Origin of the sequence: Bradyrhizobium guangzhouense, from assembly GCF_004114955.1 — a bacterium.
GTDB classification, from domain to species: Bacteria; Pseudomonadota; Alphaproteobacteria; order Rhizobiales; family Xanthobacteraceae; genus Bradyrhizobium; species Bradyrhizobium guangzhouense.
In genome coordinates this window covers 1495063-1508217 of sequence record NZ_CP030053.1, presented here as the reverse complement: position 1 = coordinate 1508217, position 13155 = coordinate 1495063, and the positions used below count along the sequence as shown (strand labels likewise).

Below are 13155 nucleotides of genomic sequence, written 5' to 3'. Positions count from 1 at the left end.
GCGCGGCCTATGTTCGTCGGAAGCGGGTTGACGTGCCGCCGCAGCGGGAAGGCTCCAGCCATCCAACGCGCTCTGCTGGCCGCGATCGACGACGGCTGCTGGCGTTACGGATCGAGCGAGCTCACATAGGCCGCGATGTCGATCATGTCCTTCTGCGACAGCCTCTCGGCGGTCTGCTGCATCAGTGCGCCTGCGCCTCCCGATCGATTACCGTGCTGAAATTCCCAGAGCTGGCGCACGATATAGGTCGGAGATCTCCCGGCGATCGCTGGAACATCGCCGAAGCCTTTCAACTCCGATCCATGACAGAGACCACAGGCGTTGGTCGCGCCCGATCCACCGGTCTTCACCAGGGCTTCTCCCCTTGCCACGCTCCCAACCGGGACATAGGCGGTGAATGTCGCTCGTGAATCGCGAAGCTCAAAGCGATCGACATCGTCAGGCATCTCCACGATGCGCTGGCCGAGCGTCTCCGTCCCTCCTGCGGGACTCTTCACGTAGAACAAGCGCGAGGGTCCGGTTTTCGGGATCGTGTCGCTTTCGACGACCTTGATGACTGGCTTGCGCGCCAGCTTCGCGAAATACTCTGCCGCAGCCCTGATGTCGTCATCCGTCAGACCTTTGGCCGATGCCAACATGGCCTGCGTGGAAGGCCGCTCCGCACCGGACATCCGCCTTGCTCCACTCCTGAAGTCGGCGATCTGCTGGACGAAATAGGCGACCGGCAAACCGGCGAGACTCGCGTTCTCGGGCCCACCGGTGCCCTCGACGCGATGGCATGATCCGCAAGCGCGAACGTCGGGCTTGCGCCCGTTCGCAACAACGTCCGGCATCGCTGGGTGGGCTTCCGGATGCCAGTCGAGCGCGGCGAAGAGATCGCGCGCCTGCTTCCAGCTAAAGCTGGCATTGCTGCCTGGAAGGGCAACCGGCGTCTCGCCGGGCGCCGGCACCTGGACGCTCGGATCCCACACGAAGGCCCATGCCGGGGGCTGGTCTGACGCTCCGGCGCCGGACCGTCCGGAATCGGCCGCCGAGAGACCATCACTCGTGAAGAAGACCACGATCGCGAGCAGGACCAAAGCACAGGACGAAAGCTTCTTGAACAAGGCCAAAACTGCCTCCCAGGCAAATGCATGCGGTTGGAACGGGAATGCCGGGAATGACGCGGGCGAAAGGTGCTAGTTAGCTGCCCCGCCTGCCGGGTCTGTCGCGGAGACCGGCCACGATCTTCATCACGCCGTCCTTGATGATCGCGGAAAACATCATGAGCCAGGTTGCCAGCGCGGCACACCACAATACGGCGTCTATGGTCTCGGACATCGCATTTCCTCGGAAATCGCTTTTTCAAATGAATGGACAGTAGAGGTCAAACCAGCTCGCGAGCTGATTTCAGTTCGCCAGCCGTTGAGCACCGGCAACTTAAGGCCGTTGCAGTCGGACTATCTGGAAAACATTGCGCCTATCGGCCGAGCTCTGCGAGCGCGGGGTCGCAGAGGCCAGACAAGATGTTCGGCAACGACGGCATGCCGGACGCGAGCGCCTACCCCGCCGCCGCCTTCGCCGGCGCGACATTGATGGCGAGCTTGCCATAGCGGTCCGTGAAGGCCTCGGTGTCGATCTCTTCCAGCTTGATCTCGCCGCTCATCACGCCTCGTTTCCATTCGGCCTGAGCGGGATCGTTCTGAAATTCCGGCATCACCTCGCGGCCGAACAGCTCGAGCGATTCGCAGATGTGCTCGTGGCTGTTCTTGCCCGCCTGATTGAGCAGGATGACCTGGTCGATATGCGAGGACTGGAAGCGCTTCAGCTTCCTGCGAATCGTCTCTGGCGAGCCGATCAGGCCGCCGCGCAGCGCGGCCTCCTGCGCCTCCGGATTGTCGCGCTTCCACTTAACGTATTCGTCCCACATGTTGACCGTGTAGGGCGCCGGCCGCTGGCGGTTCTGCGAGGCGCCGTAGAAGCGCAGAGCAAACTGGAAGAAGGTGGCGCCGTCGGCGCGCGCACGCGCCTCCTCGTCCGTCCTGGCACACATGAAGAACGACACCAGCGCCATGTTCGGGTTGATCTGGTAGTCGGCGAGCTTGTGCAGCCGCTTGGTCATGGCGTTGTAGTAGGCGTGCACCCAGGCATGCGCGGCATCCGCACTGACGAACTGGAAGCCGAGCGCGCCAAAGCCGTGGCGGCCGGCGCGCTCGATGGTCGGCAGCTGCGAGCAGGCCATCCACAACGGCGGATGCGGTTTTTGCACCGGCTTCGGCACCACATTGCGCAACGGGATGTCGAAATACTTGCCGTGATGCTCGCTGCCCGCGTCCTTGAACATCGGAAAGATCGCCTGCACGGCTTCTTCGAAAACTTCCTTCTTGGTCTCCATGTCGCGGCCGAACGGCGTCAGCTCGGTGATCGAGGCGCTCTCGCCCATGCCGAATTCGCAGCGGCCATTGGAGAGCAGGTCCAGGACCGCGACACGCTCGGCGACACGGGCAGGATGGTTGGTCGTGAGCTGAAGGATGCCGTGGCCGAGCCGGATGTTTTTCGTGCGCTGGCTCGCGGCGGCGAGGAACGACTCAGGTGAAGGCGAGTGCGAATATTCCTCGAGGAAGTGATGCTCGACCACCCAGGCGTGATCGTAGCCGAGACGGTCGGCGAGCTCCATCTGCGAGAGTGCGTTTTGATAGAGGGCGAGCTCGTCGCCGGCCACCCAGGGTCGCGGCAGTTGCAGCTCATAGAAGATGCCGAACTTCATGACGCCTCTCCCAGTTCTTCCTGTCCGCTTATTCTTGTTGCTGGCATCTTAATGCGTGAGGCTGCGCTGTCTACGCAGTCGCAATTCCGCCTTGCGGGAGAATGCGCCTCGTCGCGCGCGGGCCATCCAGACCGTGCCGATGAAGGTGATGCGGACAAGCAGATGCCATTTCGCGCGCATCGGCGGAAACACACCGGGCAAATCGGCTAGCCGATTTCTCGCTGCGGCTCGCCGATGTCAGCCATGACCGGACGGCTCAGCGCCTCGCGCCGGAATTCGGTCGGAGTGACGCCGGTCTCCGCCTTGAAGGCGCGGTTGAAAGGTCCGATCGACTGGAAGCCCGCATCCATGGCGATGGTCAGCACCGGGACCTCCCGTTGCGTGACGTCGGACAGCGCCAGCCTGGCGTCCGCGATGCGATAATGGTTGAGATACGCGTTGAAGTTCCGATAGCCCAGCCCCTCGTTGATGGCCTGGCGCAACCGATGCTCGGGAACCCCTAACCGGGCCGCCAGCGCGCCGATCGCGAGACCCTCCTGCCGATAGGTTCGCTCCACGCTCATCAGATGGTCGAGGCGCCGCAACAGGAGCGGGTCAACCACGACCCGAGCCGACGGAGCGCGGTCGGCTCCGCCGGCCTCGCCGGATGCGATCGCCGCCGTGACGTCGTCGACGGGCACGGCCGGCGGGGTGGCGAGAGTCCCCACCCCGGCCATCATGGCCACCACGAACAGGACGAGCGCGGTCGGAAGGCTGCCGGGCGCGCCGGGAACGGCGACAGGAATGGCGGCGAAGCCGGCACCGGCGAAGACGACGATGAGCCCGACATTGATCGCCAGCATCGCCAGCCGCAGCCGGCGGCGCCGCGCCACCAGATCGGCACGCCAGGTCTTGACCGTCTGCACCGCGGCCGCGAGCGCCAACGCCAGATTGAGCAATGCCAGGCCTCGACCGCCGGCTCCGGCCAAAGCGGGCGAGTAAGCCCAACCCAGCGTCAGCGCGAAGCCGAAAGCCACGATGCCCAGCCACAGGGCGCCGTGCCATCGCCTCAGCACGAAATCGTCGTCAAACGCCGAACGTGCCCACAGCCAGAACAAGGCCGGCTGTGCCGACATGATCGGCAACACCCACCACCATGACGATTTGGGAAAGAACGGGGCAGTCGCGATGGCGTAGAACACGCCTCCGGCGGACATGGCCATGCCCAGCAAGGCCTGCTGGCTGGTGGCCCGACGCAACAGCGCCGCGAGAATGATCAACAGGAACACGCCGCTGGCTGCGCCGCGAAGCCCGAGATCGATGGCCGTCAGCCCCATCACCCTGCCGTCTCCATCCGACAATTCAACCTTCGCATCGCCTTCGCGCGTGCACAATCCAAAATTGCCCTTGTGGTCGCGGCGGCTGCGACATCAGCAACTTGAACGGTTGATCCAGATCAACGCGTCAACCGCCCTGCTGCATCAAAAATGCAGCAAGGCAACGGCCCGGATGCCGTCCCGATTCCCAAAATTTCAGAGAGACCGAATATGTCGGCCGCTGACGACACGACCTCGCGCGTGCGCCGTAAGCGCATGGAGATCTTCGCGTTCCTGTTCCTGACCGCGATCGTGATGCCCGTCCTCGCGGTCGGAACGGTCGGCTCTTACGGCCTCGGCGTCTGGATCTATCAGATGTTCGCCGGCCCGCCGGGGCCACCAAGCTCGCCGCATTGATCCCCGAGAAGCGAAAGACAGGCATCATGGCCCACGCCAAGCTCAACCGCCGTGCATTGATCACCGGCCGGGTGCTCAGCACCGACAGCGTCGTCACCCCTCCGGGCTGCGAGATCGCCAGCATTCTGGTGCAGGCGCGTCCCGAGCGCCTCACTGAGGTCGAAGCCGAGATCGGCGCGCTTCCCGGCTGCGAGATTCACGGACGCGACAGCAGAGGAAAACTCGTCGTCGTGACCGAAGCGCCCGACGCCGGCAGCCTCGGCACCCTGCTCAACACCATCCAGTCGCTGCGGGACGTCTATTCCGCGGCCCTGGTCTTTCACGCCATCGAAACCTGAAGGCCGGGAGAGCCATCATGACATCGCCAAAGCTCGACCGCCGCCAAGTGCTGAAGCTGGAGGCCGCCGCCATCGCGGCCGCCGCCGCAGGCATGCCGGCCCCTGCGCTCGCCGCCAATCTCGTCGCCGAGCGCGATGCGTCCGAACTGAAATGGGACAAGGCCGCCTGCCGCTTCTGCGGCACCGGCTGCTCGGTGATGGTCGCGACCAAGGACAACCGCGTCGTCGCCACCCACGGCGACATCAAGGCCGAGGTCAATCGCGGCCTCAACTGCGTCAAGGGCTATTTCCTCTCCAAGATCATGTACGGCCACGACCGGCTGACGCAGCCGATGCTGCGCAAGACCGATGGCAAGTACGACAAGAACGGCGAGTTCACGCCTGTTACCTGGACCGAAGCTTTCGACATCATGGAAGCGAAGTGGAAGGACACGCTCAAGAAGCGCGGGCCGAACGGTCTGGCCATGTTCGGCTCCGGCCAGTGGACGATCTGGGAAGGTTACGCCGCCTCGAAGCTCTACAAGGCCGGCTTCCGCACCAACAACATCGACCCCAACGCGCGCCACTGCATGGCCTCCGCCGTCGCCGGCATGATGCGCACCTTCGGCATCGACGAGCCGTCCGGCTGCTATGACGACATCGAGGCTACCGATGCCTTCGTGCTGTGGGGCTCCAACATGGCGGAGATGCACCCCATCCTGTGGACGCGCGTCGCCGACCGGCGGCTGTCTGCGCCGCATGTCCGTGTCGTCGTGCTCTCCACCTTCGAGCACCGCTCGTTTGACCTTGCCGACATCGGCATGGTGTTCAAGCCGCAGACCGACCTCTATCTGCTCAACGCCATCGCCAACCACATCATCAAGACCGGCCGCGTCAACAAGGAATTTGTCGCCGCGCATACAACGTTCCGGCGCGGGCAGACCGACATCGGCTATGGGCTGCGGCCGGAACATCCACTGCAGAAGAAGGCGACCGGCGCGGCCAAGGCCAACGACTCCACCGACATGACTTACGACGAATACGTCAAGTTCGTCTCTGAGTACACGCTGGAGAAGGCGGCGCAAATGTCCGGCGTGCCGCTGAACCGGCTGGAGGCGCTCGCCGAGCTCTACGCCGATCCGAAGACGAAAGTGGTCTCGTTCTGGACCATGGGCTTCAACCAGCACACCCGCGGCGTCTGGTGCAACAACCTCGTCTACAACATCCACCTTTTGACCGGAAAAATCTCTGCGCCCGGCAACAGCCCGTTCTCGCTGACGGGCCAGCCTTCGGCCTGCGGCACCGCGCGCGAGGTCGGCACCTTCTCGCACCGCCTGCCCGCCGACATGGTGGTGACCAACAAGGAGCATCGCGACAAGGCGGAGCATCTCTGGCTGCTGCCCGAAGGCACCATTCCCGACAAGAACGGCGCGCACGCCGTGCTGCAAAGCCGGATGCTGAAGGACGGCCTCATCAACGCCTATTGGGTGCAGGTCAACAACAATCTGCAAGCCGGCCCGAACGCCAACGAAGAAACTTATCCCGGCTTCCGCAACCCCGATAATTTCATCGTGGTCTCGGACGCCTATCCGAGCGTCACCGCGCTCGCAGCCGATCTGATCCTGCCGACCGCGATGTGGGTGGAGAAGGAAGGCGCCTACGGCAACGCCGAGCGGCGCACGCAGTTCTGGCACCAGCTCGTCCAGGCGCCGGGCGAAGCCAAATCCGATCTGTGGCAACTCATGGAGTTTTCAAAGCGCTTCAAGATCGAGGAGGTCTGGCCCGAGGAGCTGATCGCCAAGAAGCCGGAGGTTCGCGGCAAGACGCTGTTCGACGTGCTCTACAAGAACGGCCAGGTCGACAAATTCCCCGTGACCGACATCGAGCAGGGCTACCTCAACGACGAGTCCAAGGCGTTCGGCTTCTACGTGCACAAGGGCCTGTTCGAGGAATATGCCTCGTTCGGCCGCGGCCACGGCCATGACCTCGCGCCGTTCGACAGCTATCACCGCGAGCGCGGCCTGCGCTGGCCCGTCGTCAACGGCCAGGAAACGAAATGGCGCTTCCGCGAGGGCAGCGACCCCTACGTCAAGCAGGGCACCGACGTGCAGTTCTACGGCTACCCCGACGGCAAGGCGCGCATCTTCGCACTGCCTTACGAGCCGCCTGCGGAATCGCCCGACAATGACTATCCGTTCTGGCTCTCGACCGGCCGCGTGCTGGAGCACTGGCACTCCGGCACCATGACGCGCCGCGTGCCCGAGCTCTACAAGGCTTTTCCGGAAGCCGTCTGCTTCATGCACCCGGATGACGCGCAGGACATGAAGCTGCGCCGTGGCGACGAAGTGAGGGTCGTCTCACGCCGCGGCTTCATCCGCGCCCGTGTCGAGACGCGCGGCCGCGACCGGCCGCCGCGCGGCCTCGTGTTCGTGCCGTGGTTCGACGAATCCAAGCTGATCAACAAGGTGACGCTGGACGCCACCGATCCGATCTCGCTGCAAACCGACTACAAGAAATGCGCCGTGCGCATCGAGCGGGTGACCCAGTCATGATCAAACGATTTGGCATAGCCCTGCTCGCCTGCGCGATCGCCGCCGGCGCGAGCTCGCTGACCGCGCAGACCGTGACGTCGGGCCTGCGCGGCCCGACCCCGCTCAACGACGAGGGACCGGCGCCGCCGATGCTGCCGAACCGCAATACCTCCGAGCGGGAGTCGCGCAACTATCCGGAACAGCCGCCGGTGATCCCGCACACGATCGACGGCTACCAGATCGATCTCAACGGCAACAAATGCCTGTCCTGCCACGCGCGGGCGCGCACGGCGGAATCGCAGGCGCCGATGGTCTCGATCACGCATTTCATGGACCGTGACGGCCAGTTCCTGGCCTCGATATCGCCGCGGCGTTTCTTCTGCACCGAATGCCACGTGCCGCAGAACACCGCGACGCCGCCTGTCAGCAACGACTTCACCGACATCGACACCTTGCTGTCGCGCGCAAGTCCGGGTGGCCGGCGATGACGACGACCGCTGACGAATCCAAAGCCAAACGCGGCTTCATCGCGCGCGCGCGGGATTTCGCGCTCGAGCTGTGGGGCGTGCTGTCGCGGCCGAGCACGGTGTTCGCGCTCGGCACGCTGGTGCTCGCAGGCTTTGCCGCGGGCGTGATCTTCTGGGGCGGCTTCAACACCGCGCTGGAACTGACCAACACCGAGAAATTCTGCACCGGCTGCCATGAGATGAAGGACAACGTCTTCGCCGAGCTGAAGTCGACCATCCACTTCAGCAACCGCTCCGGCGTGCGTGCGACCTGCCCGGACTGCCACGTGCCGCACAATTGGACCGACAAGATCGCGCGCAAGATGCAAGCCTCCAAGGAAGTCTGGGGCAAGATTTTCGGCACGATCGACACGCGCGAGAAGTTTCTGGACCATCGGCTCGAGCTCGCCGCACACGAATGGGCGCGCTTCAAGGCCAACGATTCTCTGGAATGCCGCAACTGCCACAGCGCCGATTCCATGGACATCACGAAACAATCGCCGCGCGCCGCGGTGGCGCATCAGCGCTTCCTGTTCACCGGCGAGAAGACCTGCATCGACTGCCACAAGGGCATCGCCCACCATCTGCCCGACATGCGCGGCGTTCCCGGCTGGCAGTAAGGCCATCCGCCCGGCTTGAACCGGCGGGGGGAATGGTTAGTTTTGGGGGATGGCGAATCGCATCGTTTCGCCCTTCCTCAAGACAGATATGGCCACTTTCACCCCGCATCAGGATGCCGCGCTCAAGGCCGTCGGCGACTGGCTCAAAGCCAAACCGGGCCGCAACGGCACGCCGCCGGTGTTTCGGCTGTTCGGCTTTGCCGGCACCGGCAAGACCACGCTGGCGCGGCATATCGCCGAGGGCGTCGACGGCGAGGTGAAGTTCGCCGCCTTCACCGGCAAGGCGGCTCTCGTCATGCGCAACAAGGGCTGCGACGAGGCCTCCACCATCCACTCGCTGATCTACCGCGCCCGCGAATCCGGCGAGGAGCAGCCGAGCTTCGAATTGTGGGACGACGCGCCGGCGTCCAAGGCCAAGCTCATCGTCATCGACGAATGCTCGATGGTCGACGCCGAATTAGGCCGCGACCTGATGTCGTTCGAATGCCCGCTGCTGGTGCTGGGCGATCCCGCGCAATTGCCGCCGATCCAGGGCGGCGGCTTCTTCACCAACACCGAGCCCGATGCGATGCTCACCGAGGTACACCGCCAGGCCCAGGACGATCCGATCGTGCGGATGTCGATGGACGTGCGCGAGGGTCGTGAGCTCGACATCGGCCGTTACGGCGAGAGCGAGGTGGTGTCGCGCAAAGAGCTCGACCCTGACAGGGTCATGGGCGCCGACCAGGTGCTGGTCGGCCGCAACAACACCAGGCGCGCCTACAATATGCGGGTGCGGCAGCGGCAGAACATCGAGGACGTGTTTCCGGTCGCGGGCGACAAGCTGGTCTGCCTGCGCAACAACCGCAAGAAGGGCCTGTTCAACGGCGGCCTGTGGCGCGTCAAGTCGCGCAACACCTCGCGCTCGAAATCGCGCATCCTCTCGATGCGGCTGTCGCCGGACGAGGAGTTCGGCCACAAGGTGACAAAGGTCTCGGTGCGCGCCGACTGCTTCGAGGGCGGCGTCGAGCAGATCGCCTGGGAGCAGCGCAAGCCCTATGACGAGTTCGACTACGGCTACGTGCTGACCGTGCACAAGTCGCAGGGCTCGCAATGGGACGACGTGGTGCTGTTCGACGAGAGTTTCGCGTTTCAGGAGTCGCGGCAGCGGTGGCTGTATACGGGGATCACGCGCGCGGCGAAGCGGTTGAGTATCGTGGTTTGAAGCTACGGTGCCTTAGGGTGGGTTAGCCCCGCGGATTGCGCGAAGCGCAAACCGTTTCCGCGGATAGAGACAGTGGTGGGTTACGCTTCGCTAACCCACCCTGTGCACCGAGAATGTCTCACTTCCCCGCCACAAAATAAAAATCCTCCCTGCCCGGCGGCGAGCCGTAGGTGAACGGCTGCTGCACGTGCTTGGTGGCGGACCAGACGTCGTCCCGGACGATGTCGAACAGCTTTCGGATCTCGACCTTCGGCTCCTTGATCTCGCGGGCGAGCGCGGTGGAGAACGGGCTGTCGGCGCCGTTGTCGCCGTCGATCGCGGTCTCGCCGTGCTTGGCGGCGTAGACCACCATGAAGCCGGCGCCGGGCTCGATGTTGGAAAAACCCTTGTCGACCAGCTTCAGCGACAGCGTGTGCTGCATGGTCGGCGCGAACGGATTGTCGCGGCAGGCATCCAGGATCACCAGGCGCACTTTTCTTGCCGCGCCGACGGCGGCGATCACCTGCTCCAGCGCGACGGCCTGCGTCTCGGCGTCCCGGTCGACGGCGAGCTTGGCGTCAACGGGAACGAGGTAGTTCACCCCGCCGATCTCGAAGCCGTGGCCGGCATAATAAACCACCGCCCAGTCGGCCTTCTCTGCTTCATCGGCAAAGGTCTTCAGCGCGTCGAAGAACTTGTCGCGGGTCAGATCGCTGACGGAGATCACGGTCTGGAAGCCGACATCGTGCAGCACGCCCGCGATCAGTTTGGCGTCGCGCGGCGGATTGGGCAGCGCGTGGACGTTCTTGTAGGCGCCGTTGCCGACGACCAGCGCGACGCGGCGCCCGGTGGGCGCGCCTCCTGAAGTTTGCGGCGTCAGCGCCGCGAGCCGCGCCTGAGCCATGGCACGGGCGCGAGCGACGTCGTACTCGTCGAATTTCGTCAGCGAATAGGCCGCCGCGCGGTAGTCGGCGCGGGCCTGGGCGAGGTCTTTCTTGCGCTCGTAGAGCTGGCCGCGGCCGGAATGCGCGCGAACATTGTTCGGGTTGATCTGGATCACCGTGTTGTAGTCCTTCAGCGCGGCGTCGAGATCGCCCTTCAACATGCTGACATCGGCGCGATTGTTGATCGCGTAGACGTTCTTCGGCTGCTTCTCGATCAGACCGTTGCAATCGGCGAAGGCCAGATCGTATTTGCCCATCAGGCCATAGGTGGTGCAGCGATTGGCCGCGATCTGCTGCGCGGTCGGATCGATCTTCTCGGCCTCGGCGAAATCGGCGATCGCGCCGTCATAGTCCTTCATCACCGTGCGTACACGGGCGCGGTTGGTCCAGCCGAGCAGGAATTTCGGCGTGTACTTGATCGACAGGTTGAAATCGTCGAGCGCGCTCTGCAGCGCGCCCCGGCGCAGCTGAATGGTGCCGCGATTGTTGTAGGCGAAGCCGAAATTCGGCCGCTTCTGGATGGCGAGGTTGTAGTCGGCCATCGCGAGATCGTCTTCCCCCTTGTGCTCGTGGGCGACGCCGCGCACGTTGATGGCGCCGATATTGTCCGGATCGAGCTCGATGGCTGAAGTCAGCGCCTCGATCGCGTGGTCGTAATCGCGCTTGCTGATCAGCGCGTTGCCGTGAATGACGAGCGCGAGCGACTTGTCCTTGCCGCCGACGCGGTTGGCGTTGAGCAGGTTCTCGCAGGCCGTCACCCGCGCCTGGGTCTCGGCCTGGCGGTCGCGGCAGGTGGCGAGGTCGTCGCCGGCTTGCGGGTCCGCCGCGGCGATGGCGATGCCCGAGAGGAGGATGACCGATGTCAGGGAGACGACGCGCAGCATGTTGTCAGACCAGCTCCAGCCACCACATTTTAAGTCGATCAGCGATCGTGCCGGTTCATCTAGCCCGGAGTTCCCGATCCCGCCAAGCCGGGCCGGGGTTGGCTGCATTTTTTCACGGACTCGTGTCACGTCGGCTGTAACAATCGCCCGCTCGATCCGTATCTGAGGTGTCTGAAAACGCCGGGCAGGCTGTTCGCCGGCCCTCAACCGCCCTAAACTGTCAGGCCTACTGATAAGAGGATCCGCCATGCGCCGCTCCGTCCTGTCCCTGCTCGCCGCCACCGCCGCCTTGTCGCTCGGCTTTGCCGCACCGACCCGGGCCGCGGAAGACGCCGTCGTGATCCCCGCCCCTGCCATGGACGCGGCGCCATCGAGCGGCATCCAGACCGCCGTGGTCGCCGGCGGATGCTTCTGGGGCGTGCAGGGCGTATTCCAGCACACGGCCGGTGTCGTCAACGCGGTCTCCGGCTATGCCGGCGGCACCAAGGCGACGGCGGATTACGAGACGGTCTCGACCGGACGAACCGGCCATGCCGAGTCGGTCGAGATCAAGTTCGACCCGAAGAAGATCTCCTACGGCAAGATCCTGCAGATCTACTTCTCGGTGGCGCACGACCCGACCCAGCTCAACCGCCAGGGACCCGACACCGGCACGCAATATCGCTCGGCGATCTTCACCACCTCCGACGAGCAGAAGAAGGTCGCGGAGGCCTATATCGCCCAGCTCAACTCCGCCAAGGTGTTCAGCAAGCCGATCGTGACCAAGGTCGGTGCGCTTGAGGGCTTCTACCCGGCGGAGGCCTACCACCAGGATTATCTGACGCTGCATCCGAACCAGCCCTACATCGCCTTCAACGACATCCCGAAGGTCGAGAACCTGAAAAAGCTGTTCGCGGATAACTATATCGAGAAGCCGACGCTGGTCAGCGCCAGCAAGGCCACCAACTGATCTCGAGATCATCAGGAAAACGGGAGACCCATGCCCGATACCAGGACGAAAACCACCGACGACAAGGTCGTCAAGAGCGAGGAGCAGTGGCGCAGCGAGTTGACGCCGATGCAGTACGCGGTGCTGCGCGAGAAGGCGACCGAGCGTCCCTTCTCCGGCGAATATGAGCACGACCACCGTGCCGGCACCTATGTCTGCGCCGGCTGCGGCAACGAGCTGTTCGAGTCCGACGCCAAGTTCGATTCCGGCTGCGGCTGGCCGAGCTTCACCGCGCCTGCGGTCGAGAGCCATATCGACGAGGAGCGGGACATCAGCCACGGCATGATCCGCACCGAGGTGCTCTGCTCCAAATGCAGCGGCCATCTGGGCCACGTCTTCCCCGACGGACCGGGGCCGACCGGCCTGCGCTACTGCATCAATTCGGCCGCGCTGAAGCTCGAGCCGAAATAAGATTGCACCGCCGGGTTCCCCGATGGAACCCGGCGCCGCAATGTGCTTTTCTCTTCCAGCGGTGCAGCCGATGCGTGCATTCCGGCGGCCGCCAGGGAGGACACCATGACACTTGGGACCATCCTGATCATCCTGGTGATCATTTATCTCTTGGGCGGCTGGTCCGGCCGGATCGGCGGCTATGGCTACGGCATGGGCCATTCCGGCATGGGGATCGGCGGCGTCGTTCTCGTGGTGCTGCTCGTCCTGCTGCTTCTTGGCAAATTATAAGCCATATAAGACATTGATTTAGCTAGGCTTTCCGCTTCAGCGG

General features: G+C 64.2%; 14 protein-coding genes. 9 read left to right on the top strand and 5 right to left on the bottom strand.

The features are described 5' to 3' along the window. Positions 1 to 104: 104 nt before the first annotated feature. The 4 genes from XH91_RS07335 to XH91_RS07325 all read right to left on the bottom strand — a co-directional run bounded on the left by XH91_RS07335 (position 105) and on the right by XH91_RS07325 (position 4062). A complete protein-coding gene (locus tag XH91_RS07335; protein ID WP_245477286.1) occupies positions 105 to 1112 on the bottom strand; it encodes a c-type cytochrome in 1008 nt (335 codons plus the stop codon). A 70-nt stretch (positions 1113 to 1182) separates the two neighbouring features. Further along, entirely contained in the window at positions 1183 to 1320 is a 138-nt protein-coding gene (locus XH91_RS38730; protein WP_164933898.1) for a hypothetical protein, read from the bottom strand. Positions 1321 to 1540: 220 nt separating this feature from the next. Further along, positions 1541 to 2746 carry an LLM class flavin-dependent oxidoreductase gene (locus XH91_RS07330; RefSeq protein ID WP_128949961.1) on the bottom strand — a complete coding sequence of 402 codons (1206 nt, stop codon included), beginning with the start codon at positions 2744 to 2746 and terminating at the stop codon, positions 1541 to 1543. Positions 2747 to 2952: 206 nt separating this feature from the next. Then, positions 2953 to 4062 (bottom strand): AraC family transcriptional regulator, encoded by a 1110-nt coding sequence (locus XH91_RS07325; protein ID WP_128949960.1) that lies wholly within the window; start codon positions 4060 to 4062, stop codon positions 2953 to 2955. 210 nt (positions 4063 to 4272) lie between these two features. On the opposite strand from XH91_RS07325, the gene napE reads away from it, so the two are divergent. The 6 genes from napE (at position 4273) to XH91_RS07295 (ending at position 9636) form a co-directional block, all read left to right on the top strand. Continuing rightward, complete coding sequence (napE, locus tag XH91_RS07320; RefSeq protein ID WP_128949959.1) at positions 4273 to 4458, top strand: periplasmic nitrate reductase, NapE protein; 186 nt, start codon at positions 4273 to 4275, stop codon at positions 4456 to 4458. Positions 4459 to 4484: 26 nt separating this feature from the next. Continuing rightward, positions 4485 to 4796: a chaperone NapD gene (locus XH91_RS07315; RefSeq protein ID WP_128949958.1), complete on the top strand. Its 312-nt coding sequence runs from the start codon at positions 4485 to 4487 to the stop codon at positions 4794 to 4796. 17 nt (positions 4797 to 4813) lie between these two features. After that, positions 4814 to 7327 (top strand): nitrate reductase catalytic subunit NapA, encoded by a 2514-nt coding sequence (napA, locus tag XH91_RS07310; protein ID WP_128949957.1) that lies wholly within the window; start codon positions 4814 to 4816, stop codon positions 7325 to 7327. Continuing rightward, positions 7324 to 7794 (top strand): nitrate reductase cytochrome c-type subunit, encoded by a 471-nt coding sequence (locus XH91_RS07305; protein ID WP_164933897.1) that lies wholly within the window; start codon positions 7324 to 7326, stop codon positions 7792 to 7794. The genes napA and XH91_RS07305 overlap by 4 nt, the downstream gene beginning before the upstream one ends. Continuing rightward, positions 7791 to 8432 (top strand): NapC/NirT family cytochrome c, encoded by a 642-nt coding sequence (locus XH91_RS07300; protein WP_128949955.1) that lies wholly within the window; start codon positions 7791 to 7793, stop codon positions 8430 to 8432. The genes XH91_RS07305 and XH91_RS07300 overlap by 4 nt, the downstream gene beginning before the upstream one ends. Positions 8433 to 8520: 88 nt before the next feature. Beyond that, entirely contained in the window at positions 8521 to 9636 is a 1116-nt protein-coding gene (locus XH91_RS07295) for an ATP-dependent DNA helicase (protein ID WP_164933896.1), read from the top strand. Between the two features lie 118 nt (positions 9637 to 9754). On the opposite strand, the gene XH91_RS07290 is transcribed toward XH91_RS07295, so the two are convergent. Next, a complete protein-coding gene (locus tag XH91_RS07290) occupies positions 9755 to 11443 on the bottom strand; it encodes a caspase family protein (protein WP_128949952.1) in 1689 nt (562 codons plus the stop codon). A gap of 247 nt (positions 11444 to 11690) precedes the next feature. Here XH91_RS07290 and msrA point away from each other — a divergent pair, with 247 nt between their 5' ends. The 3 genes from msrA (at position 11691) to XH91_RS07275 (ending at position 13112) form a co-directional block, all read left to right on the top strand. Next, positions 11691 to 12392, top strand: a complete 702-nt coding sequence (msrA, locus tag XH91_RS07285) for a peptide-methionine (S)-S-oxide reductase MsrA (RefSeq protein WP_128949951.1) — start codon at positions 11691 to 11693, stop codon at positions 12390 to 12392. Positions 12393 to 12422: 30 nt separating this feature from the next. Next, the gene (gene msrB, locus XH91_RS07280) at positions 12423 to 12842 is read left to right on the top strand and encodes a peptide-methionine (R)-S-oxide reductase MsrB (protein ID WP_128949949.1); all 420 of its coding nucleotides are present in this window, start codon (positions 12423 to 12425) and stop codon (positions 12840 to 12842) included. A 105-nt stretch (positions 12843 to 12947) separates the two neighbouring features. Further along, positions 12948 to 13112: a DUF3309 family protein gene (locus XH91_RS07275; protein WP_035731827.1), complete on the top strand. Its 165-nt coding sequence runs from the start codon at positions 12948 to 12950 to the stop codon at positions 13110 to 13112. Positions 13113 to 13155 lie beyond the last annotated feature (43 nt).